The organism is Bradyrhizobium sp. 45 (genome assembly GCF_023073155.1).
GTDB classification, from domain to species: domain Bacteria; phylum Pseudomonadota; class Alphaproteobacteria; order Rhizobiales; family Xanthobacteraceae; genus Bradyrhizobium; species Bradyrhizobium canariense_D.
Genome location: NZ_JADPIX010000097.1, coordinates 18890 through 42427, shown reverse-complemented (window position 1 = coordinate 42427; position 23538 = coordinate 18890). Strand labels below are relative to the sequence as shown.

The following is a 23538-nucleotide window of genomic DNA, read 5'->3' as shown; positions in this document are numbered from 1 at the left end:
GTTCAAGCCACCGCCCGCGCCGGATACATCGCGTCGATCTCGGCGGCATAACGCTTGTTCACGAAGCCGCGCTTCAGCTTCATGGTTGGCGTCAGCTCTTCGTCCTCCGGGGTGAGCTGGCGTTCGATCAGATAGAATCTCTTGATGGTCTCGACGCGGGCGAAATTGGCATTGACCGTTTCGATTTCGCGCCAGATCAGGTCCTGGATCTCCGCCGCGCGGCACAGGCTGGCATAATTGGTGAAGGGGATGTCGTGGTCCTGCGCGAATTTCTCGACATTCTCCTGGTCGATCATCACGAGGCAGGTGAGGTATGGCCGCTTGTCGCCGATCACCACGGAATCCGAGATGTAGGGCGAGAATTTCAGTTGATTTTCGATTTCGGACGGCGTGATGTTCTTGCCCCCGGAGGTGATGATGATGTCCTTCATCCGGTCGGTGATGCGGACGAAGCCCTCATTGTCGATGGTGCCGACGTCGCCGGTATGCAGCCAACCGCGATGGTCGATGGTCTCGGCTGTCCTCTCCGGCTGGTTCAGGTAGCCCATGAACAGGAAGTCGCCCCTGATCAGGATTTCCCCCTCGGGTGACAGCGCGACTTCGCCCCAGGAAACCGCCTTGCCTACCGAGCCGAGCTTGATCCGCTCCGCCGGCATCATGGTGGCGACCCCGCAATTCTCGGTCTGGCCGTAGACCTCGTGAATGTCGATGCCGAGCGCGAGATACCAGCGGATCAGCTCCGGCGCGATTGGCGCCGCGCCGGTGAAGGCGATGCGGCAACGGTCGAGCCCGATCATGCGTCGGATGTTGCGGAAGACGACCCGGTAAGCGATGCCGTTGGCGAGCCGCAACGGCAGCGGCGGCGGCTTGCCTTCAATCCTGCAATCGACCATGCGATAGCCGATGTCGATGGCGCGGCGGTAGACCCATTGCTGCAACCGCGTCGCATCCTTCAGCGCGATGGTGATCGCGGAATAGAATTTCTCCCAGATCCGCGGCACCGCGAGGAAGATGGTCGGCTGCACCTCGCGCAGATTGTCCGGCACAGTCTCCGGACTCTCGGCAAAATTCATCACCGAGCCAAGCGCGACCGAGATGTAATAGCCGCCGATCCGTTCGGCGACGTGGCAAAGCGGCAGGAAGATCAGCCGGTCCTCGTTCTCGCGCGCCGGAATGAAATCGTTGGCGTGCCGCATCTGGTGCGTGACGCTACGGTTGGCGTGCATGGCGCCCTTGGGCGGACCCGTGGTGCCGGATGTATAGACGAGGACCGCGAGATCGCTTGCGCTACGACTGTCGACCATCTCCTGCCACAGCGCCTCGCGGCCGGCCATGTGGTTGCGCCCGAGCGCGCGAAACTCGTCGAGCGACATCACCATTTCATCGGAGAAGCCGCTGAGGCCCTCCATGTCGAACACGATGATCTTTCGCAGAGACGGGCAGCGTGCGCGACAGGCCAGGATCTTGTCGAGTTGCTCCTCGTCCTCGGCGAAGATCACCTTCGTCCGGGAATCGTTGACGAGATATTCGACTTGGGATGAGGCATCGGTCGGATAGATCCCGGAAGAGACGCCGCCGGCGCACAGAATGCCCATGTCGACATGGACCCATTCCGGCACGGCGTTGGCGATGATGGAAGCAACGTCGCCGGGCCTGAAGCCGATGGCATGCAGCGCGTAGGCGACCTCCTTCGAGATCTCCAGCCATTCGCGCCAGCTGGTCGGCTGCCAGATCCCGAATTTCTTCTCGCGTATAGCCGGCCTGTCGCCCCGCGTCTCCGCGGCGCGCAAAAAGCTTTTCGCGATCGTGTCAGCGACCGTCAGCACCGCCGGTCGGGCCATGCACGTCTCCTCCCTGTCGCGTTCCCCTCCGCTGCCTGCCTTGCCGGCGGTCTATATTGGCGGATGGGCTTTGGTATTTAAGGCTTTTTCTAACGCCAAGTCTTCCCTTAACGCCAAGTCTTCCTCTAACGCCAAGTCTTCTTCTTTTTCCAGCGCCGCTCGCCTCGTGCGCCCGCTTCCTTGGCGCCAAGGTAGAATTCCTGGATGTCCTTCGAATGCATCAAGCGGTCGCAGCTGTCGTTCATCACGATCCGGCCGGTCTCCAGTACATAGCCATAATGCGCCGTCTCCAGCGCCACCTTGGCGTTCTGCTCGACCAGCAGGATCGACATGCCCTGCTCCTCGTTGACGCGCCGGATGATCGCGAAGATTTCCTTCACCAGGATCGGCGACAGCCCAAGCGAGGGCTCGTCGAGCAGCAACAGAGTCGGCCGGTTCATCAGCGCGCGGCCGATCGCGAGCATCTGCTGCTCGCCGCCGGAGAGCTGTCCGGCCGGCTGGTTGATGCGCTCCTTCAGCCGCGGGAAATAGCCGTAGACGCGCTCCAGATCGTCCGCAACGCCGTTACGATCCTTGCGCGGATAGGCCCCCATCATCAGGTTCTCGCGCACGGAGAGGAACGGGAACACCTCGCGTCCCTCCGGCACGTGGCTGAGGCCCAGCCGCACGATCCTGTCCGCCTCCATGCGTTGAATCGACTTGCCCATGAACTCGATGGCGCCCTTCTGCGGATCGAGAATGCCCGAGATCGTCTTCAGCACCGTCGTCTTGCCGGCGCCGTTGGCGCCCAGCAGCGTGACGATGCGGCCGCGCGGCACTTCGAGCGAGATGCCGCGGATGGCCATGATCGGCCCGTAATAGCTCTCGATGTTGGAGAGTTTCAGGATGATGTCTGGTGTTACCACGGCATCCATCGCGTCAGGCTCCCAGATAGGCGGCAACGACATCGGGGTGCTGTTGCACTTCGGCGGGCGAGCCCATCGCCAGCACCCGGCCGTAGTTCAGGGCGATGACGCGGTCGGAGACGCGGTTGACCAGCGACATATCGTGCTCGACCATGAGCACGGTGACGCCGAGCTCGCTCTTCAGGTCGCGGATCCAGAACGACATGTCGTCGGTCTCCTCCACGTTGAGGCCGGAGGACGGCTCGTCGAGCAGGATCAGCTTCGGCTCCGAGCACAGCGCGCGGGCCAGCTCGATCACCTTGCGCACGCCGTAAGGCAGACCCGAGATCAGCTTGTCGCGGTAGGGCTCGAGATCGAGGAATTCGATGACCTGTTCGACCCTGCGGCGATGCACCTTCTCGTCGGCGCGCACGCCCGGCAGGAACAACAGCTCCTGCCAAAGCTGCGTGGTCGAATGCCGGTGGCGGCCGACCAACAGGTTCGACAACACCGTCGCATTCTCGAACAGTTCGATGTTCTGGAACGTGCGGGCGATGCCGAGCCTTGCGATGTCGTGGGGCGGCTGCTCCGTGATGTCCTGGTCTTCGAAGAAGATGCGACCCGAGGTCGGGCGGTAGATCCGCGAAATCAGGTTGAAAATCGAGCTCTTGCCGGCACCGTTGGGCCCGATGATCGAGAGGATCTCGCCCTTCTCGACCGCGAACGACACCGCATCGACGGCCTTCAGCCCACCGAAATGCAGGGACAAGTTCTCGGCGCGAAAATAGCTCATCGGTTGCGCTCCGACTTCACGTAGATCTTCTGCCGCTTGAAGGTGGCGCGCTTGTAGAGCGGGAACAGCTGGAAGAAGAGTTTGATCTTGAGCCAGCGGCCGTAAAGCCCGAGCGGCTCGAACAGCACGAACAATACGATGATGATGCCGTAGATCGCGCCTTTCAGGCCGTTGAGCGAGGCAAAGGCCGCGACCTTGGACTGGACATTGGCTGCGGCTTGCGTGCCCGCTCCGAAGGTCGCTGCAATGCCGGCGATGATGCCGGGCATGTCGTCCTTGAGGTAGGTCAGGAACGGATCGATCATCACGATGAAGATTGCCCCCAGCACCGCGCCGTGCAGGCTGAAGGTGCCGCCGATCAGGATTACGATGATGAACTCGATCGAGAGTTGGAGCGTGAACATCTCCGGCGAGATGAAGGAGAGCTTGTGCGCAAACAACACGCCGGCGAAGCCGGTGATCGCCGCGGAGATCGCAAAGGACTTCACCTTGTACAGCGCGACATTGACGCCCATGCTGCGCGCAGCGGTCTCGCTGTCGCGGATCGCGACGAAGGCGCGCCCGGTGGGCGAACGCAGCAGATTGAGCGTACCGACGATGGTCAGCACCAGCACGGCGAGGCAGAGGAAATAGAAAGTGGGGCTGTCGCGCGGCACCGCAACGCCGAGCAGCGACAGCGTCTTCACCCGCATGCCCTCGTTGCCGTGGGTCACGCTCTCCCAACGCGCCAGGATCTCCTCGACGATCAAGGCGAAGGAGATAGTGGCGATGACGAGGTAGATGCCCTGGAGCCGCAGCGCGGGAAAGCCGACCAACGCGCCAATGCAACCGGACAGAAGGCCTGCGGCGAGGAAGTAGACCGGGAACGGCACGTTGTACGTCTGCAAGTACGCCGCCGTGTAGGCGCCGATCGCGAGGAACGCCGCGTGCCCGAGCGAGGCCTGCCCGGTGAAACCGGTCAGGATCAGCAGCGCCACGCCGACGGTCGCATAGATGCAGACGAAGACGAGCTGGCTCATCAGATAGCTGGAGAGCACATAGGGCGCGATCAGCAGCACGGCCAGCAGGAGACCGTATGAGACGTAATAGCCCGAATGCGGAAACAGCCTGATGTCGTCCTCGTAGTCGGTCTTGAACAGGAAGCGCATGCGTTCAGACCTTCTTGCGGACGTGAAGGCCGAACAGGCCTTCGGGCTTGAGCAAGAGCACGGCGAGCAGCACGATGTAGGGCGCGACGTCCTTCCAGCCCTCGGCCAGATAGAAGCCCGCCATGCTCTCGATGACGCCGATCAGGACGCCGCCGACCACGGCGCCGGGGATCGAGCCGAAGCCGCCGAGCACGGCGGCCGGAAACGCCTTGAGGCCGAGCACGAGGCCGACATTGGAATGGATGAAGGTGATCGGCGCCAGCAGCACGCCGGCGCAGGTCGCGACCGCCGCGCTGATCGCCCAGACGATCGACACCACGCGCTTGACCGGAATGCCCATGTAATAGGCCGCGAGCATGTTCTCGGAACTGGCGCGCATCGCAGTGCCGAGCGTGGTCTTGTTGAAGAACAGATAGAGCAGCGTGCACAGGATCATGGTCGCCGCGATCACCGAGAGCTTGTCGTAGGCGAGCACCAGCGGGCCGATGCGCAGCACGCCCTGGCTAAACGGCGTCTCGATCTTCAGATCATCGGTCCCCCAGATCATGCCTGCGATCGAGCGCAGGAAATAGCCGAGCCCGATGGTGGCCATGATGATGGAGAATTGCGGATAGCCGAGGATCGGCCGCACCACCACGCGCTCGGCCAGCATGCCGAACAGCGCCATCGCCGCCACCGCACCGGCAAAGCCGATCCAGTAGTTCAGCCCCATCATGCCGATGAAGGTGAAGGCAAAGAAGCCGCCCAGCATCATCAAATCGCCCTGGGCGAAATTGACGACCTCGGTGGCTTTGTAGACAAGCACGAAGCCGAGCGCGATCAGGCCGTAGACGCAGCCGAGCGCAACACCGCTGACCAGCTGCTGAACGAAATCCAGCATCGTCGCGCATCCTCCCGATACAACCGGCGGTTCTTCCTGACCGCCTTGCCGCATCTTGTGTTCAGTCGCTACGCAGTCGTTTCGCTGCGTTCGCGCCATTCGTCCCTTCACCAATTCAGCCTGAACCGCCAAGCGCTGTCAACAAACGGTGACTTGCCATTAGTCCAATCCGGATGACGGAATTTGCGGCAGCGCGATTCACGGTGCCGAAACATCTTCGGGGCATGGTCGCGAGCGATGCAAAACCGCAAGGTGTGGCCGTGATGAAGCGGGACGACTCGGCGCTCGAAGTCATGGGGTTAACGAAGTGTTTTGACCGTCTGGCGGTCGATAACCTCGATCTCACCATCCATGCCGGCGAATTCTATGCGCTGGTCGGCCCCAACGGCGCCGGCAAGACCACCACTTTGCGCATGGTTGCAGGCCTTTTGCGGCCCGATGCCGGCTCGGTCTCCATCTTCGGCATCGATGCGCTCCAAAACCCCGTCGCCGCCAAGCAGGTGATGGCGTGGGTCTCCGACGAGCCCATGATCTATGACAAGCTCACGCCGCTCGAATATCTCGAGTTCGTAGCCGGTCTGTGGGGCATCGCACCATCGGCCTCGGAACCGGTCGCCGCGGAGCTCCTGAACTCGCTCGGGCTCGAGCCGCACCGGCACGAACGCTGCGAGGGCTTTTCCAAGGGCATGCGCCAGAAGGTCGCCCTCGCCGGCGCCCTGGTGCACGATCCCCGCCTCATCATCCTCGACGAGCCGCTGACGGGACTGGACGCCGTCTCCGCCCGCCATGTCAAGGGACTCCTGAGCGAGCGCGTCCGCGCCGGCTGCACCGTCATCATGACCACGCATATCCTCGAGGTCGCCGAACGCATGGCCGACCGCATCGGCGTGATCGCAGCCGGCCGCCTGGTTGCCGAGGGCACGCTGACTGAGCTCCGGCAGCAAAACGGGCACGCCGATACCAGCCTGGAAGATCTCTTCATCGCGCTGGTGACCCTCCAGGAAGCCGCATGAGCTCGGCCACCGCGCTGTCCTGGTTCGCCCGCCACGAGCTCCGGCTCGCCTGGCGCGAATGGCTCGCCATGATGACCGGCGGGCGGCGCAATCGAACGCGTGCCGCGGTGATCGGCCTGCTGTTCTTCGCGGCGCTGCTGCACGTCCCGGCCTGGGCGGTGATCGGCCGCTTCGCCGACCTGCAATTGCCGCTCGACAAATCCTCGCTGATCGTGATTTCGGCGACAATTTTTCTGGCCTGGACGCTGATGCTGTCACAGGCGATCGAATCGGTGACGCGGGTGTTCTACGCACGCGCCGATCTCGACCTCATCATGTCCTCACCCGCGACGCTGGCCAATCTGTTCTCGGTGCGCATCGCCGCGATCGCGCTCGCCATCACGGTGATGGCGCTGCTGTTCTCGACACCCTTCATCGACGTGCTGGTGTTCGGGGGCGGCGCGCGCTGGCTTGCAGCGTTCGGCGTCGTCGTCGCGATGGGCCTGTCGGCCGCAGCGATCGCGATCGCCGTCACCATCCTGCTGTTCCGCCTGATCGGTCCGGCGCGGACACGGTTCGTCGCCCAGATCCTCGCCGCCATCATCGGCGCCGGCTTCGTGATCGCGCTCCAGGTGGCGGCGATCATGTCCTACGGCACGCTGTCGCGCTTCACCATCCTGACCTCGGGTAGCTTGGCCGCTTACGCGCCCGATGCCGACAGCATCTGGTGGTGGCCGGCGCGGGCGGCGATGGGGGATGCCGAAGCGCTGCTGCTGCTCCTGGCGCTCGGCCTCGTGCTGCTCGGAGGCGTCATGGCGATCTTCTCGGGCCGCTTTGCGGACACGGCGATCGATGCCGCCGCCTATGGCGCGTCCGGCCGTCGCAGCGCGAAGGAGCGCCCGTTCCGCGGCGGATCGCGGCAGCATGCCCTACGGCGCAAGGAATTTTCGCTGCTCTGGCGCGATCCCTGGCTGATCTCGCAGACGCTGATGCAGCTGCTCTATCTGGTGCCGCCGGCATTGCTGCTCTGGCGCAACTTTGCCGACAGCTCCGCGGCGCTGACGCTGATCACGCCCGTCATCGTCATGGCGGCGGGACAACTCGCCGGCGGGCTTGCCTGGCTGACGCTCTCGGGCGAGGACGCGCCCGACCTGGTTGCGACCGCGCCATTGCCGCCGTCCAGCGTCATCCGCGCCAAGATAGAGGTGGTGCTGATCGCGATCGGCGTCATCTTCTGCCCGCTGATCGCGGCGCTCGCTTTCGCCTCGGCGTTCCAGGCCGCGGTCAGCGCCGGTGCGGTCATCGTCAGTGCGGCCTCCGCCACCGCAATCCAGCTCTGGTTCCGGGTGCAAGCCCGGCGCAGCCAATTCCGCCGCCGCCAGACCTCGTCGCGGCTTGCGACCTTTGCCGAGGCGTTCTCCTCGATCGGCTGGGCTGCCAGCGCCGCGCTGGTGCTCACGCTGCCCATCGTCGGCCTCGTCAGCAGCCTGATCACCGCGAGCCTCGTCGCCCTCACCTGGAAGTTCAGCCCGCGGCGGGAGTAGTAAAGGCGCGAATCATAGGGCGGCGTGACGGTGCGACACTGACGCGCTGTTGATCGCGCGCTGTTGGCCACGCGCTGCATTGCAAGCTAGACTTTCCCCTGAAGTCATCGGGGATGAATTCATGCGACGACTGGTTTCGGCCGCTCTGGCGCTGTTCGGCGCATTCCTCTCACCTGCCATCGCCCAGCAGTCGCAGCGCAGCGAATGCTTGGCGATGGCGAATGCTGCGCCGCGCCTCATGTCGGTCGCGTTCAGGCAGGCGGCGGCTGCGCCCGAGGTCGAGATCACCTATGCCGGCCATTCCACCTATTTCATCGACACGCCCGGCGGCTTACGCATCGCCACCGACTATAGCGGGGCCTACCAGGTGGGCCGGCTGCCCGATGTCGTCACCATGAACCGGGCCCACAGCACGCACTACTCTTTATATCCCGACAAGCGCATTCCTCGTGTGCTGCATGGCTGGGGCGAGGACGGCAAGCCGGCCATCGTGTCGGAGCGCATCGGCGACACCTTCATCCGCAACGTCACGACCGACATCCGTCGCTATTTCGGCGACGATGCCGGCGCCGACATGATCCGTGACGGCAACTCCATCTTCATCTTCGAGGTGGCGGGCCTCTGCATCGGCCATCTCGGCCATCTTCACCACAAGCTCGATGACAGCCACTTCGCCCAGATCGGGCGGCTCGACATCGTGATGGTGCCGATCGACGGCACCTACACCATGTCGCTCGACGGCGTCTCCGAGATCACCAAGCGGCTGCGCGCCTCGGTGGTGCTGCCGATGCACCGCTTCGCCACCCCGCTCGACGATTTCATGCAACGCATCGGCCAGCAGTTCGAGATCGACCGGCGCATGGAACGAAGTTTCCGGATGTCCCGAGATGCGTTGCCGTCGAAGCCGACGGTGATCATCCTCGACGGGGTGTGACGCAATTTTCTCCAAGTCGGCTGCCGGCCGGTCGTGCTGATCTCCCGCAAAGGGAGATCGACATGACCGACTTTGCGAGATTATTGCACGCGGACGGACCGAACCCCCAGCACGCGGCGGCACTCCAGCTTTATGGCCGCTTCGTCGGCGATTGGGACGCCGAGATCACCGCCCATGGACCCGATGGAACGAAACACACCGCGCCCGGCGAAATCCATTTCGGCTGGGTGCTGGAGGGCCGCGCCGTGCAAGACGTCTGGATCATTCCGCGCCCGGCCGGCAGCCCGGCCTTGCCGATCGCCGGCAATTGGTACGGCACGACGCTGCGGGTCTACGATCCGACCATCGATGCCTGGCGGATTTCATGGTTCGATCCCGGCCGCTGCATATTCCGCCAGCAGATCGGCCGTCCACGCGATGCCGACATCGTGCAGGAAGGCACGACCGAAGCTGGCGACCTGACGCGCTGGAGTTTTACGGAAGTCACCGAGGATTTCTTCCACTGGCTCGGCGAGGTCAAGCCGGCCACCGCAACCGATTGGCGGCTGGTGGTCGATGTGAGGGCGAAGCGGCGCAAGGGTTGACGCCGGCGCCGCTGTACCGCGATGACGGGCGCGATTGCGCAACGCGCGTTGGTGCATGCGAGGACGAGGTGCTAGGCTCCCAAAACAAGAAGCATACATCAAGGGAGCGCACGCCGATGGCTGCAAGCGGTTTGCCCGCCAACACGAGCGGGCTATTCGTCGAGCCGCGCGAGGACTGGCTCGCGCTGCATCAGGAGGAGATCATCGATCCCTCACGGCCGATCGTCGATCCCCATCACCATCTCTGGAATCGCGGGCACCGCTATCTGATCGAGGAGATGGCGGCAGATATCGCCTCCGGCCACAACGTCATCGCCACCGTCTATGTCGATTGCCGCTCGATGTATCGCGCGCACGGGCCGGAGGCGTTCCGGCCGGTGGGCGAAGTCGAGTTCGCCAATGGCGTCGCCGCGATGAGCGCCAGCGGCGGTTACGGCAAGGCCGCGATTTGCGCCGGCATCGTCAGCCACGTCAATCTGCTGCTCGGCGATGCCGCACAACCCGTGTTGGAGGCCGAGATCGCGGCGGGCAACGGTCGCTTCCGCGGCATCCGGCATTCCTCGGCCTGGGACCAGGATCCTGCTGTCGCCGGCATGTATGCGAGCCGGCCGCAGGGATTGCTGCAGGACCCGACCTTCCGCAAGGGCTTTGCCTGCCTCGCGCCGCTCAACCTGAGCTTCGACGCTCGGCTGTTCCATCCGCAAATCGGCGAGCTGACCGAGCTCGCCCGCGCATTTCCCGACACCAGGATCGTGCTCGACCATTGCGGCGGCCCGGCCGGAATCGGCCGCTTTGCGGGGCGACGCGAGGAGGTGTTTCCGCAATGGCGCGCCTCGATCCGGGAGATCGCCAAATGCGAGAACGTGGTGGTGAAGCTCGGCGGGCTCGCGATGTGCCTGCTCGGCTACGACTTCCATTTGCGCGCGAGTCCGCCATCATCCAAGGAGCTTGCCGCGGCGTGGCGGCCTTACATCGAAACCTGCATCGAGGCGTTTGGACCCGAGCGCGCGATGTTCGAGAGCAACTTCCCGCCGGACAAGGGCCAGTGCAGCTACCAGGTGATCTTCAACACGTTCAAGCGTATCGCGGCGCCCCTGAGCGAGACCGAGAAGACGGCGTTGTTCTCGCAGACCGCGAGCAATTTCTACCGGCTCGATTTGCCTTAAAGGGATTGGCACCATGACGAGAACAGGGGCCGGGATGTTGATCCCGGCCCCTGTTCCGTCGTGACCGCTGGGAAGCGTCCTTGAACTGTTTGAACTCTAATTTGCGCCCATCAGCGAGGCCGGACGGCGCTCGCCGGTGGCGACGAAGATCTTCTTGAGCTTGTTGACGACGCGGATCAGGAAGCCGATCATCACGGGATTGGTCTTGCGGCAGAAGGCGATCTTCTTGACGTGGCCTTCGACATGCCATTTGGCATGCGCGCCGTCGCGGAAGAAGATGACGTCGCCCGGGCCGTAGCGCTTCGGCGGCATGCCGTCGCTTTCGAGCACGATCGATCCTTCCATGATCATGATCGTCTCGTCGATATCGTAGTACCAGTTGAAGCGCCCTTCGGTGCAGGCCCAGATGATGGTCGAAGCGGTGCCGTCGGCGCTGGTGGACAGGATGTGCGAGCGCGACACCGGATTGCCTTCGATAATCCAGGACGGCTCGATCGGCCGCAGCTCGAGATCTACATTGCAATGACTGATTTCAATCAATGTGCGCGACATCTGTTTCCTCGGGGGATAAAATATGACCTGCCCGGATCTCGGCCCGGATTGTTCAAAGATGGCGGGAACGCTAGTAGCCGATTTTTAATTCTTTCTTACGCAGGGCCCGACAATCAGCCGCAAGTTGCAGACGCGAAACGGTTAACGTCGCAATTTCCCTGCAATTTCGAGCACATGAACCCTTCTTTTCCGGGGTGCGACAAAGTGCGCGAAGCATCTGAAGGAGCCATGCCGATGCCCCTCACCCCGGAGGTTCTCAAAGCTCATGGCGAGGTCGTCGCCTGGCTCGGCAGCCTCGATGTCTCCTTCGCAACCGAAGAGGAGCCCTGGTTCACCGTTGACGGCATCGAAAGCCCCGGGCAGATCGGCGGTGACCTCCATGAGATGCTTCGGGCGGCGGATGCGCTCGAGGCGACACTCGACGACGAGGACGACGTCAACGAGGCCCCCGAGCAAATCCGCAGGGGCCTCGACCTGCCCGAGGCGAATGATCCGGTCGGTGCGCTCTACGATGCGGTGGCGGCCTCCGACGCCGTCGTGCGGGCCACCGACGGCAGCCCGTTCACGACGTTGTTCAACCGCTTCAGCATCGACAACAGCCCGATGCTGCGCAACCCGGCTGCGTAGTTACTTCGCCCATTCGCCCTTGCGAAACACCGGCACTTTGCTGCCGTCGGCGAGAATGCCGTCGATGTCGGTCTCGGCCGAGCCGATCATCCAGTCGATATGGATCAGGCTCTGGTTGCCGCCTTGCGCGGCGATCTGCTGCGGCGTGAGCTGCGCGCCGTTGACGAAGCACTTCGAGTAGCACTGGCCAAGCGCGATGTGCGAGGCAGCGTTCTCGTCGAACAGCGTGTTGTAGAACAACAGTCCGCTCTGCGAGATCGGCGAGGAATGCGGCACCAGGGCCACCTCGCCGAGACGGCGCGCGCCCTCGTCGGTATCGAGCACCTTGTTCAGTACCTCCTCGCCGCGCGAAGCCTTCGCATCGACGATCCTGCCGTCCTCGAAACGCACCGCGATCTTGTCGATCAGCGTGCCCTGGTAGGACAGCGGCTTCGAGCTCACGACATGGCCGTAGACGCGCCGGCAATGCGGCGTGGTGAAGACCTCTTCGGTCGGGATATTGGCGTTGCAGCTGATGCCGTTCTTGGAGAGCGAAGCGCCGCCTTCCCATTCATGGCCGTCGGCGAGCCCGATGGTGAGGTCAGTGCCCGGTCCCGAGTACTGGAGCGCGCGGAAACGCTGGCCGTTGAGCCAGTTGGTGCGCTCGCGCAGCACCGCATTGTGGCTCGCCCAATTGGCCGGCGCGTCGTCGCGATCGACGCGGGACGCCGCGAAGATCGCGTCCGCGAGCTTGCCGATCGCGACCTCTTCAGGATCGTTCGGAAAGACTTGCTTTGCCCAGGATGGGCTTGGATACGCAATGATGTTCCAGTTGGTATCGAAATTGACGATCTTTTCCAGCGCCGGCTGATAGGCCATGGAATTGGCCTTGCTGGCGCGCGCGACCTTGGAAGCATCTTCGCCCGACAGCAGCATCGGATTGTCGCCGACGATGGCGAGACGGGCGGTGTTGTTGGAGAACGCCTTGGCCATGCCCTCGTAGAGCCAGTTGGCGGCGCGATCGAAGCTGTCGTCGTGGCCGTGGCGGTAGCGCGCCAGCGTCATCTCTTCGTCGGAGAGAATGGGCGTCACGATGCCGGCGCCGGCCTTGTAGGCATGCACGGCAATCCGCCGCACCAGCGGCAACGCGATCGCAGGTGCCGTCAAGAGCAGATCCTGGCCCGGCCGCAAGCCCAGGCCCACCTTCACCGCCACCTCGGCCAGCCGGTCGAGCTTCACGGGATCGATGGGAGTGGAGGTGATGCGTTGATCAGTCATGCCGGGTCCTCTGCCGAACGTCTCTTGCTCAATTTAAGTCTAGCATCGCGAGACACAAGTGCGCGAGTGCCTTGCGACACCCCAAAGATACGCAGTTTCGCGCATTTTGGTTTTCAACGCGTTGCCGATTTCAGCACCCGGTCGACCATGGCGGGAGCAAGGCCGAGGTAATTTTTCGGTGATGTCAGCGCCTCGATCGTGGCACGGTCGATTCTGACAGAGACGCGGGCGTCGGAAGACAGCGCGTCCGCCAGCGTAAGACCTTTCTCATTGGCGAGCCGGCAGGCATCATAGACCACGTCATGGGCCTCCTGCCGTCCGATCTGCGGCGCAAGCCCCATCATGACGGCTTCGGCCACGATCAGACCGCGGCTGACGGCGAGATTCTCGTTCATCTTGCTTTCATCCACGATGAGGCCGGCGAGCGCGAATTTCGCCTGGTGCAACGCGCCGGCGGTCAGCACGAAGCTCTCGGGGATCGCCATCCATTCGGCGTGCCAGGGCCCGGTGGCGCGCTCGAAATCCTGCACCATGGCATCCAGCATGAGGCCGGCATGCTGGCGCACCGCCTTGGACGCCGCGAGCATGAGTTCCGAGGAGATCGGGTTGCGCTTCTGCGGCATGGTCGAGGAAGCGCCGCGTCCCTTGACAAAGGGCTCATAGACCTCGGCGAATTCGGTCGAGGCCATGATCATGATGTCGAGCGCGATCTTGCCGAGCGAGCCGGTGACCAGCGCCAGGAAATTCACGGCCTCGGCAAAACCGTCGCGTGCGACGTGCCAGGTCGAAGCGGGGACGCCGAGCCTCAGTTCGGCGCAGAGCGCTTCCTGCACCTCGAACCCCTTGTCGCCGAGCGAGGCCAGCGTGCCGGCGGCACCGGCGAACTGACCGACCAGGACGCGCGGCTTCAACTCACTGATCCGCTCGGCGTGGCGGTCGAACATCGCGAGCCAGATCGCGGTCTTGTAGCCGAAGGTGACCGGCAGCGCCTGCTGGAGATGGGTGCGGCCCGCCATCGGCGTGTCGCGGTAGCGCCTCGATAGATCGGCGAGGATCTTGCGCAAGCCCGCGATGTCCCGTTCGACGATCTCAAGCCCTGCGCGCAGTTGCAACACCACGGCGGTGTCCATGATGTCCTGCGTGGTCGCACCCCAATGCACATAGCGGCCGGCATCGCCGCATTGCTTCACCATCTGATGCACCAGCGGCAGGATCGGATAGCCGACGACATCGGTCTCCTGCCGCAACAGGTCGAAATCCAGCGCGGCAACATCGGTCCGCGCGGCGATCTGATCGGCCGCGTCCTGCGGAATCACTCCGCATCTCGCTTCCGCCTTCGCCAGTGCCACCTCGACCTCGGCATAGCGCGCGACCGTCGCGATATCGGAAAACACCTCCCGCACCTGCGGCGTGCCGAAGGCATCGCGGAACAGCATGGAATCGAGCACGGTGGTCGAGGCATGAAAAGCGGGCATGGGCGTTTCTTCGTGGTTGGTGTTTTGTGTGAGGGCAGCTTACGCACACGGAACTGTTCGGCAATGGACATTCACTATTCGTCACACATTCGATGCCGTCGCGAAGGCCAGGACAACGTCGGCAGCTGCCGCACGCCATTGCCTCAACACCGTCATTGCGAGGAGCCCTTGCGACGAAGCAATCCACGCTGGCTCCGCGGCGGCAGGCTGGATTGCTCGCAACGACGTGAGGAAATCGCGACAATCCGGCCGAAACGGCTTTATTCTAATCCAGGTTGCATTCCTCCCCGTAAACTGCATGCCTGCCATCACGCGATCGTGGTGAACCGGGCAGGCCCCTCGGCGGACTCACAGACATCAGCCGAAATCCGTTTTGCTTTCATTATTGCCCGATGTTGCCTTGAGGTCTGAGTTTTCGACGTGCAGTTTCTGTTCCGGGATCACCTGCTCGATACCGACTTGCGCGAGCTGAGCCGCGAGCAGGTTCCCGTTGCCGTGGAGCCACAGGTCTTCGATCTCGTCGTCCACCTCATGGAGAACCGCGATCGGGTGGTCAGCAAGGACGAGCTGATCGACAAGATCTGGCACGGGCGCAGCGTCTCCGAATCCACGCTGACCAGCCGGATCAATGCGGCACGCAAGGCGGTCGGAGACAGCGGCGCGAGCCAGGCGCTGATCCGCACCATCTCACGCAAGGGTTTTCGTTTCGTCGGCGACGTCGAAACCAAGCGTGGGGCAACCGCGCCGGAATCCGATTTCGAAGCGAAGCTTCTACGGGCCCCGCTGCCGCTACCGGACCGCCCCGCGATCGCGGTGCTGCCCTTCACCAACATGAGCGGCGACCGCGAGCAGGATTATTTCTCGGACGGAATCAGCGAGGACATCATCACCGCGCTGTCGAAGCTGCGCTGGTTCTTCGTCATCGCGCGCAACTCCTCCTTCGTCTACAAGGGCCGCGCGGTGCACATGAACGAGGTCGCGCGCGAGCTCGGCGTGCGCTACGTGCTCGAAGGCAGCGTGCGGCGGAGCGGCGATCGCGTGCGTATCTCCGCGCAGCTCAACGACGTCTCGACCGGCAGCCATCTCTGGGCCGAACGCTACGACCGCGAGCTTGCCGACATCTTCGCGGTGCAGGACGAGATCACCGAGGCGATCGTCGCCGCGATCGAGCCGCAGCTCTATACCGCCGAGAGTTTTCGCGCCCAGCAGAAGCCGCCGGGAAGCCTGGATGCCTGGGACCTTGTGATGCGCGCATTGTCGCATTACTGGCGCATCACCCGCGAGGACAATGCCGCCGCGCAAGGACTGCTCGAAGAGGCCGTCGCGCTCGATCCCGCCTATGGCAAGGCACTCGGCCTGCTCGCAACCAGCCACATCTTCGGCGCGCATATGGGCTGGTCCGACATGGCCCCGACCGTGCCGGTCGCCGAGCGCGCCGCGCTCGCGGCGGTGGAGGCCGATCGCGAAGATGCCTGGGCTCATCATGGTCTGGCGTATGCTTATCTATTCCGCCGCCGCTTCGACGACGCGCTGGCGGAGTTCGAACTGGCGCTGAACCTCAATCCGAACTTTGCGATGGCGCACGCCTTCTATGGCGTGACGCTGTGCTACGCGGGACGATGGCAGAACGGCGATGTCGCGGCGCGCCGCGCGCTGCGGCTGAGCCCGCGCGACCCGCTCGCAGCAATCTATTGCGGCGTCGCGGCCTATGCCCGGTTCATCGGCCGCGATTACGAAGGCGCCGCACAGATGGCGCGCGAGTCGATGCGGCAGCGCGCCGATTTCGTCGGCGCGCATCGCGTGCTGACGGCCGCCGCCGGTATGTCAGGGGATTCCGCGCGCGCGGCTTCCGCCTTGGAAGGCTTGCGCCGCGCCCAGCCCGGCATCTCGCTGGCCTGGATCACACGCGAGCTGCCGATGCTGCGGGACGAGGATCGCGAGCATTATCTCGAGGGATTGCGGCGCGCGGGGATGAGGTAGCTAATTTCTCGTCTCCCGCTTGCGGGAGAGGAGAAGGGCGCCGCTACTCCTGCATCATCTCGCCGCTGCCGCCGTATTCGGCCGGGAAATCCTTGAGCTTGGGCAGTCCGTCGCGCATTGGCAGCACCGTCTCGGCGTAATTGACGTGGACGCCTGGTGCAAACGCGAGGGTGGGGATGGTGGCAGTGAAGACGTCGATCAGGCCGAGCGGCGGATGGTTGGTCATGAGATGACCGCCGCACTTCTTGCAATATTTGCGCTGGCTGAGCGGCGTCTTCGCAAAGGTCTCGACATTCTCTGCACCTTCGCTGATGCGCACGGCTTCGGGCTTCCACAGGCTGAAGGCGTTCACCGGACCGCCCGACCACGAGCGGCACGAGCTGCAATGGCAATAGCCCATCGCCTCCGGTGCACCTGTGACCTCGATCGTGACTGCGCCACAGAAGCAGTTTCCAACATGTTTCATTAGGTCGTCTCCGTTGATGATGGTTTAGATTCCTCCCCCCGCTCCTGTTTGCCGAGAACTCGGCAAAAACGAATGCGGGGTCGCGACGAGCTTTGCTCGCACTGATAGCGTCGGGGTGAGGGGGATTCACCCCGAGAAACGTTGAAGGTTGCGTCCGGCACGATCCGTTACGCGCCTCGGCGCCGCCGCGCATCCTCCTTTCGGCGGACGCGACGGAACGACGCGCAAGCTATACCGACTTGCGCCAGGGAATAAGCATCGACACCCGTTGTTTGTACTGCCGGTACTCGTCGCCGAAGAGATCGACGAGGTCGTGCTCCTCCAGCGCGATGCCGACGAAGATGTAGGCCGTGGTCACGGCGGCGAACAGCAGATGGCCCGCGGTCATGACCGGCGCCGCCCAGAACGCGATGATGAAGCCGAGATAGATCGGATGACGGACAAACTTGTAGAGCAGCGGCGTCTTGAATCGCGGCGGCGACGCCTCCTTGCCGACGAGATGATTGGTCACCTGATGCAAGCCGAACAGCTCGAAGTGATTGATGATGAAGGTCGAGGTGAACACCAGGACCCAGCCCGCCAGCGACAGCGTGACGATCGTCACAGCGATATCCGGATTCGCGACGTCCCATATGACCGTGGGCAGCGGACGCCACTGCCAGAACAGGAGGAGCAATGACAGGCTCGCAAACAGCACATAGGTGCTGCGCTCGACCGGCTTGGGGACGTACTGCGTCCACCAGGCCTTGAATTGCCGGCGCGCCATTACGCTGTGCTGGACCGCAAACAGGGCCATCAGGAGCAGATTGATGATGATGGCCTCGGCCACGGGCGTGTCGGTCCCGGTATCGATGGTCTTCGGCACCACCAGCCCCATGACGAAACCGATGGCGTAGAGAATGGTGATGAAAAACACGAGATACGCCGCAATTCCGTACAGAAAGGCGATGAACTTGAAAATGCGTGAGCCCGCAACCGGGCCGATAGGATGAACCTGATGATCAATTTGGGTCATAAACAGCTCCGTTGTGCCAAAACGCCGGCACTTCATTGGTCGCTGCACCATGCCGCACCGGAGGTCCCAAGACTTTCGCGGACGGTTGATTTTCGCCTGAGACGACTTTGATTTTTGCTTGAGACGACAAAAACGTGCGATTTTGCTTTGAAAACAACGTGCTCGACGGCGACCTGCGGGAACTCACTTGCAGCGGAGCCGCTGTGCCGTTGCAGCCGCAGGTGTTCGATCTCCTGCTCTATCTGGTGGCGCAGCGCACGCGTGTGGTCAGCAAGGATGACCTGATCAGCCAGATCTGGAGCGATCGGATCATCTCGGATTCCGCCCTGAACAGCCGGATCAACGCCGCCCGCAAGGCGCTCGGCGACGATGGCGCAAGCCAGCGGCTGATCAAGACCATTCCGCGCAAGGGTTTTCGTTTCGTCGGCGAAGTCCGGGAAGAAGTGGCAGCCACGACTGCGCCCGCGCAGCCCGTCGCTGCCCTGCCGCGCGTCCTGACGGACCGTCCGGCGGTCGCGGTGCTCGCTTTCGAGAACATGAGCGGCGATCCCGCACAGGACTATTTCGGCGACGGCATCAGCGAGGACATCCTCACCGCGCTGTCGAAGCAGCGCTGGTTCATGGTGATCGCCCGCAACTCGTCCTTTACCTACAAGGGACGCGCGGTCCACATCCGGCAGATTGCCGAGGAACTGGGCGTCCGCTACGTCGTCGAAGGCAGCGTGCGCAAGTCGGACAACCGGGTGCGCATCACCGCGCAGCTCAACGACGCCACGACGGGCAGCCATCTCTGGGCCGAGCGCTACGACCGCGAGCTGGTCGACGTGTTCGCCGTGCAGGACGAGATCACGAATGCGATCGCTGCGGCGATCGAGCCGCAGATCCATGCGGCGGAAAGTTTTCGCGCCCATCGCAAGCCCCCCGCGAGCCTGGATGCCTGGGATCTCCTGATGCGGGCGCTGTCGCATTACTGGCGCGTGACGCGGCGGGATCACGAGACCGCACGGGCGCTGCTAGAACGCGCGGTGGGGATCGACCCGAACTACGGCCAGGCGCTGTCGGTGCTCGCGGCGAACCACATGTTCGGCGTGCATCTCGGCTGGGCCGAGCTTGCCATGGTGGCGCCAGCGGCGGAAGCCGCCGCGCTCGCCGCGGTGCGCTGCGACCATGAGGATGCCTGGGCGCACGCCGCGCTCGGCAGCGTCTACTTCTCGACGCGAAGACTTGCCGACGCACTGTCCGAGTTCGAGCAGGCGCTCGCACTCAATCCGAACTTCTCGCTGGCGCAGGGCTATTACGCACTGGCGCTGTCCTATGCCGGGCGGCCGAAGGATTCATTCGAGGCAGCGCAGAGGGCAATGCGGCTGTCGCCGCGCGATCCATCCCTGGCGATCTATCACGGCATCGCCGGCTATGCCCGCTTCACCGAGCGGCGCTATGCCGAGGCCATCGCGCTCGCGCGCGAGGCAATCCGTCATCGCGGCGACCTTACCGGCGCCTACCGCGTGCTCGCGGTTTCTGCCGGCATGACCGGAGACGGCGTGCTTGGGGAGATGGCGCTGGGCGAGCTCCGCCGCACCCAGCCCAACATCTCGCTGCACTGGATTTCGACGCAATTGCCATGGGCCAATGAGGCCGACCGCGAGCACTATCTGGAAGGATTCCGGCGGGCGGGCTTGCGCTAGACGATCCTCACGCCGGGTCCGCGTCGCGCTTGCGGCGCAGATGGACGGATCGCGCGGCGCTGCGGCGCCGGATTGGCTGCCAAACGCCATAACAGGACGCGCTGTACATTTTTTGTGCGAACACTGTCGAGACTTTCATCTTGCGGCGCCGAACGAGACTGTGTGAGCCTCGATCCCGGATGGGGACTGGGATGGGCCGGCCATAGCTTTGCGCGCCATGACGTGCGAAGCGTTTGCGGCTGGTCTCGCTTGAGAAAGATACGACATGTCAAAACGAGTGTTGCTTGGTGTCCTCCTGGCTTGCGGTCTCGCGGCCCCGGCGCTGGCGCAAGACCCGAAAGCGGGTGGAGCGATCAATGCCGTGATTCAGCCCGAGCCGCCCGGCCTGATGCTGGCGATGGTCCAGAACGGCCCGGTGCAGATGGTGTCGGGCAACATTTTCGAAGGCCTGCTTCGCTACAGCCCCAAGCTCGAACCGCAGGCCGAGCTCGCCGAGAGCTGGAGTGTCAGCGAGGACGCAAAAACCTACACATTCAAGCTCAGGAAGGGCGTGACCTGGCATGACGGCAAGCCCTTCACCGCCGCCGACGTGCTGTTCTCGCTCGAGATGCTGAAACAGACCCACGCGCGTGCCCGCAACAATCTGGCGCAGGTCGACAAGGTCGAGGCTCCCGACGACTACACGGTGGTGTTCACGCTGAAGCAGCCGTTCGGCCCGTTCCTGGGCATCTTCGAGGTCGGCTCAATGCCGATGGTACCCAAGCATCTTTATGAAGGCACCGACTGGAAGACCAATCCCTACAATAACGCCCCTGTCGGCACCGGCCCCTTCATGTTCAAGGAATGGCAGAAGGGCTCTTTCATCCGCCTGGTCAAGAACCCGAACTATTACGAGAAGGGCAAGCCCTATCTCGACGAGATCTACTGGCAGATCATTCCCGATGCCGCGGCGCGCTCGGTGGCGTATGAGACCGGCAAGGTCGACGTGCTGCCCGGCGGCTCGGTCGAGAATTTCGACGTGCCCCGGCTCTCCAAGCTGAAGGACACCTGCGTCACCGGCGCCGGCTGGGAGTTCTTCTCGCCGCTGGCCTGGCTGTGGCTCAACAACCGGCAGGGTCCGCTCGCCGACAAGCGGGTGCGGCAGGCGGTCATGTTTGCGATCGACCGCGAGTTCGCCAAGGACGTGATCTGGAACGGGCTCGGCAAGGTCGCAACCGGCCCGTCGGCCTCGACCATCAAATACTACACCGACGACGTGCCGAAGTACCCTTACGATCCCGCCAAGGCCAAGGCGCTGCTGAAGGAAGCCGGCTACAAGGGCGAGAAGATCCGCCTTCTGCCGCTCGCCTATGGCGAGACCTGGCAGCGCTGGGGTGAAGCCGTGAAGCAGAACCTCCAGGACGTCGGCATGAACATCGAGACCATCGCCACCGACGTCGCCGGCGGCAACCAGAAGATCGGCGACTGGGACTACGACATCGCCTTCACCTACCTCTACCAGTACGGCGACCCCGCGCTCGGCGTCGGCCGCAATTACGTCTCCAGCGCGATTGCCAAGGGCCAGGTGTTCAACAACGTCGAGGGTTACTCCAACGCTGAGATCGACAAGCTGTTCGCCGAGGGCGCGGTGGCAACGCCGGACTCCAAGCGCAAGGAGATCTACGAGAAGGCGCAGAAGATCCTGGTCGAGGACGTGCCGGTGGCCTGGATGCTCGAGCTGCAATTCCCGACCATCATGCGCTGCAAGGTCAAGAACCTGATCACCACCGGGATCGGAGTCAACGACGGCTTCAAGGATGCATGGCTCGACAAGTGAGGGCTACCTCCGTCACCTCTCCCCGCTTGCGGGGAGAGGTGGGCGCTCCGTCTCTGTCGCTCCAGGTCACACCACCGATATGATCCTCTAGATGCTCTCCTTTGTCGCTCAGCGTGTCGCGAAGGGCGTGATCGTCCTGCTTGCGATCGTCGTCCTCAATTTCTTCCTGATCCGGCTCGCGCCCGGCGATCCCGCCGTCGTGATGGCGGGCGAGGCCGGCGCCAGCGACCAGATCTTCGTCCAGCAGCTCAGGGAGAAGTTCGGCCTGGACAAGCCGCTGCCCGAGCAGCTCTTCATCTACGTCAAGGGCATCGTGACCCTCGACCTCGGCTTCTCCTTCCGCCAGCAGGCGCCGGTCGCGAAGCTGATCGGCGAGCGGCTGCCGGCGACATTGCTGCTGACGCTGACGGCCTTCGCGATCTCGCTCGTGCTCGGCATTCTCTTCGGCACCTTCGCCGCGCGCTTTGCCGGAACCTTTCTCGACACCGCGATCACCGTCTTTGCGCTGATCTTTTACGCCATGCCGATCTTCTGGGTGGCGCTCATGAGCATCCTGCTGTTCTCGGTCACCATGGATTGGCTGCCGAGCTTCGGCTACGAGACGGTCGGCGCCAACCTTTCCGGCCCTGCCCATGTGGTCGACGTCGCAAGGCACCTGATTATGCCGGCGATGACGCTCGGCCTGTTTTTTATGGCGACGTATACGCGCATGACGCGAGCCTCGATGCTCGAAGTGAAGCGTCTCGACTTCGTCAAGACCGCGCGCGCCAAAGGCCTGTCCGACGCCGTGATCCAGCGTCGCCACGTCCTGCGCAACGCGCTACTGCCCGTCGTGACGCTCGCCGGAGTCCACTCCGGCACCCTGATCGGCGGCGCCGTCATCACCGAGACCGTGTTCGCCTGGCCCGGCATCGGACGCCTGATGTACGACGCCCTGCTCCAGCGCGACTACAATCTGCTGCTCGGGGTCTTCGTGATCTGCTCCGCCATTGTCCTGATCTTCAACCTCATCACCGACCTGGTCTATCGCCTGGTCGACCCGCGCATCGAATTCTCCATATGAAACAGTTCTGGAAATCGATGTTGAGGAGCCCGAGCGGCGTCATCGGGCTCATCATCCTGCTCCTTGCGATCTCAGTCGCCTTGTTCGGTCCGATGCTGTTCCCGAACTCGCCCTGGCGCATGGTGCAGCGGCCGTTCCTGCCGCCGTTCACGCTCGCGACCGTGCCGCTCGGCACCGATGCACTCGGCCGCGACGTGTTCGCCGGCATGATCTTCGGCGCACGCGTCTCGCTGCTCGTCGGCATGGTCTCCACCCTGGTTGCGCTGGTCGTCGGCGTTCCGATCGGCGCCATGGCCGGCTATTTCGGCGGCAGGGTCGACGACGCCCTGATGCGTTTCACCGAGTTCTTCCAAACCATTCCGAGCTTTGCGCTCGCGATCGTCCTGGTCGCGATCCTGCAGCCCTCGATCTATTCGATCGTCGCCTCGATCGCGCTGGTAAGCTGGCCGCCGGTCGCGCGCCTCGTCCGCGGCGAGGTGCTGTCGTTGCGCACGCGGGAGTACGTCCAGGCCGCGGTGGTCACGGGCCAGAGCAACACCTGGATCATCCTGCGCGAAATCCTGCCGAACACGCTGTCGCCGGTGATCGTGCTGGCTTCGCTGATGGTGGCGACCGCGATCCTGCTGGAATCCTCGCTGGCGTTCCTCGGCCTCGGCGATCCCAATCTGATCTCCTGGGGCTACATGGTCGGTGCCGGCCGCACCGTGATCCGCCAGGCCTGGTGGATCACCGTGTTTCCCGGCGTCGCGATCCTGATCTCGGTGCTCGGGCTCAATTTGATCGGCGAAGGCCTCAACGACGCGCTCAATCCGCGGCTGTCGCGGGAGGGCCGCTGA

Annotated in this window: 21 protein-coding genes; 11 read left to right on the top strand and 10 right to left on the bottom strand. The window is 63.6% G+C overall.

What is annotated here, in order from left to right:
* Window positions 1-2: 2 nt before the first annotated feature.
* From IVB42_RS14605 to IVB42_RS14585, 5 genes are all read right to left on the bottom strand, one after another.
* Window positions 3-1841, bottom strand: a complete 1839-nt coding sequence (locus tag IVB42_RS14605) for an AMP-dependent synthetase/ligase (RefSeq protein ID WP_018458189.1) — start codon at window positions 1839-1841, stop codon at window positions 3-5.
* Between the two features lie 125 nt (window positions 1842-1966).
* Window positions 1967-2755 (bottom strand): ABC transporter ATP-binding protein, encoded by a 789-nt coding sequence (locus IVB42_RS14600; RefSeq protein ID WP_018458188.1) that lies wholly within the window; start codon window positions 2753-2755, stop codon window positions 1967-1969.
* A gap of 4 nt (window positions 2756-2759) precedes the next feature.
* On the bottom strand, window positions 2760-3518 hold the full coding sequence (locus tag IVB42_RS14595) for an ABC transporter ATP-binding protein (protein WP_018458187.1): 759 nt from the start codon (window positions 3516-3518) through the stop codon (window positions 2760-2762).
* A complete protein-coding gene (locus IVB42_RS14590) occupies window positions 3515-4666 on the bottom strand; it encodes a branched-chain amino acid ABC transporter permease (protein WP_018458186.1) in 1152 nt (383 codons plus the stop codon). The genes IVB42_RS14595 and IVB42_RS14590 overlap by 4 nt, the downstream gene beginning before the upstream one ends.
* Window positions 4667-4670: 4 nt before the next feature.
* Window positions 4671-5546 (bottom strand): branched-chain amino acid ABC transporter permease, encoded by an 876-nt coding sequence (locus IVB42_RS14585; protein WP_018458185.1) that lies wholly within the window; start codon window positions 5544-5546, stop codon window positions 4671-4673.
* 263 nt (window positions 5547-5809) lie between these two features.
* Between IVB42_RS14585 and IVB42_RS14580 the strand changes: the two genes are divergently transcribed.
* The 5 genes from IVB42_RS14580 to IVB42_RS14560 all read left to right on the top strand — a co-directional run bounded on the left by IVB42_RS14580 (window position 5810) and on the right by IVB42_RS14560 (window position 10766).
* Window positions 5810-6559: an ABC transporter ATP-binding protein gene (locus IVB42_RS14580; RefSeq protein ID WP_026233520.1), complete on the top strand. Its 750-nt coding sequence runs from the start codon at window positions 5810-5812 to the stop codon at window positions 6557-6559.
* Window positions 6556-8082, top strand: a complete 1527-nt coding sequence (locus IVB42_RS14575) for a hypothetical protein (RefSeq protein ID WP_018458183.1) — start codon at window positions 6556-6558, stop codon at window positions 8080-8082. Before IVB42_RS14580 ends, IVB42_RS14575 begins: the two co-directional genes overlap by 4 nt.
* 121 nt (window positions 8083-8203) lie before the next feature.
* Entirely contained in the window at window positions 8204-9016 is an 813-nt protein-coding gene (locus IVB42_RS14570; RefSeq protein ID WP_018458182.1) for an MBL fold metallo-hydrolase, read from the top strand.
* 62 nt (window positions 9017-9078) lie between these two features.
* The gene (locus IVB42_RS14565; protein WP_018458181.1) at window positions 9079-9600 is read left to right on the top strand and encodes a hypothetical protein; all 522 of its coding nucleotides are present in this window, start codon (window positions 9079-9081) and stop codon (window positions 9598-9600) included.
* Between the two features lie 116 nt (window positions 9601-9716).
* Window positions 9717-10766, top strand: a complete 1050-nt coding sequence (locus tag IVB42_RS14560; RefSeq protein WP_018458180.1) for an amidohydrolase family protein — start codon at window positions 9717-9719, stop codon at window positions 10764-10766.
* A 96-nt stretch (window positions 10767-10862) separates the two neighbouring features.
* Here the strand turns inward: IVB42_RS14560 and IVB42_RS14555 are convergent, their stop codons facing one another.
* Window positions 10863-11318, bottom strand: a complete 456-nt coding sequence (locus IVB42_RS14555; RefSeq protein WP_018458179.1) for a cupin domain-containing protein — start codon at window positions 11316-11318, stop codon at window positions 10863-10865.
* Between the two features lie 234 nt (window positions 11319-11552).
* Between IVB42_RS14555 and IVB42_RS14550 the strand changes: the two genes are divergently transcribed.
* A complete protein-coding gene (locus IVB42_RS14550) occupies window positions 11553-11945 on the top strand; it encodes a hypothetical protein (protein ID WP_026233519.1) in 393 nt (130 codons plus the stop codon).
* On the opposite strand, the gene IVB42_RS14545 is transcribed toward IVB42_RS14550, so the two are convergent.
* Together IVB42_RS14545 and IVB42_RS14540 are read right to left on the bottom strand one after the other, a co-directional pair.
* Window positions 11946-13202, bottom strand: coding sequence for an aminopeptidase (locus tag IVB42_RS14545; protein WP_018458177.1), 1257 nt, complete (start codon window positions 13200-13202; stop codon window positions 11946-11948).
* A gap of 113 nt (window positions 13203-13315) precedes the next feature.
* A complete protein-coding gene (locus IVB42_RS14540; RefSeq protein WP_018458176.1) occupies window positions 13316-14677 on the bottom strand; it encodes an adenylosuccinate lyase family protein in 1362 nt (453 codons plus the stop codon).
* A 420-nt stretch (window positions 14678-15097) separates the two neighbouring features.
* On the opposite strand from IVB42_RS14540, the gene IVB42_RS14535 reads away from it, so the two are divergent.
* Window positions 15098-16657 carry a winged helix-turn-helix domain-containing protein gene (locus tag IVB42_RS14535; protein ID WP_018458174.1) on the top strand — a complete coding sequence of 520 codons (1560 nt, stop codon included), beginning with the start codon at window positions 15098-15100 and terminating at the stop codon, window positions 16655-16657.
* A gap of 43 nt (window positions 16658-16700) precedes the next feature.
* On the opposite strand, the gene IVB42_RS14530 is transcribed toward IVB42_RS14535, so the two are convergent.
* Window positions 16701-17123 (bottom strand): GFA family protein, encoded by a 423-nt coding sequence (locus tag IVB42_RS14530; RefSeq protein WP_247399477.1) that lies wholly within the window; start codon window positions 17121-17123, stop codon window positions 16701-16703.
* A gap of 229 nt (window positions 17124-17352) precedes the next feature.
* The gene (gene mddA, locus IVB42_RS14525; RefSeq protein WP_018458172.1) at window positions 17353-18138 is read right to left on the bottom strand and encodes a methanethiol S-methyltransferase; all 786 of its coding nucleotides are present in this window, start codon (window positions 18136-18138) and stop codon (window positions 17353-17355) included.
* A gap of 134 nt (window positions 18139-18272) precedes the next feature.
* Here mddA and IVB42_RS14520 point away from each other — a divergent pair, with 134 nt between their 5' ends.
* From IVB42_RS14520 to IVB42_RS14505, 4 genes are all read left to right on the top strand, one after another.
* Window positions 18273-19823: a winged helix-turn-helix domain-containing tetratricopeptide repeat protein gene (locus IVB42_RS14520; RefSeq protein WP_026233517.1), complete on the top strand. Its 1551-nt coding sequence runs from the start codon at window positions 18273-18275 to the stop codon at window positions 19821-19823.
* A 265-nt stretch (window positions 19824-20088) separates the two neighbouring features.
* Entirely contained in the window at window positions 20089-21639 is a 1551-nt protein-coding gene (locus IVB42_RS14515; RefSeq protein WP_026233516.1) for an ABC transporter substrate-binding protein, read from the top strand.
* 91 nt (window positions 21640-21730) lie between these two features.
* Window positions 21731-22702 carry an ABC transporter permease gene (locus IVB42_RS14510; protein ID WP_018458169.1) on the top strand — a complete coding sequence of 324 codons (972 nt, stop codon included), beginning with the start codon at window positions 21731-21733 and terminating at the stop codon, window positions 22700-22702.
* On the top strand, window positions 22699-23538 hold the full coding sequence (locus IVB42_RS14505) for an ABC transporter permease (protein ID WP_018458168.1): 840 nt from the start codon (window positions 22699-22701) through the stop codon (window positions 23536-23538). The genes IVB42_RS14510 and IVB42_RS14505 overlap by 4 nt, the downstream gene beginning before the upstream one ends.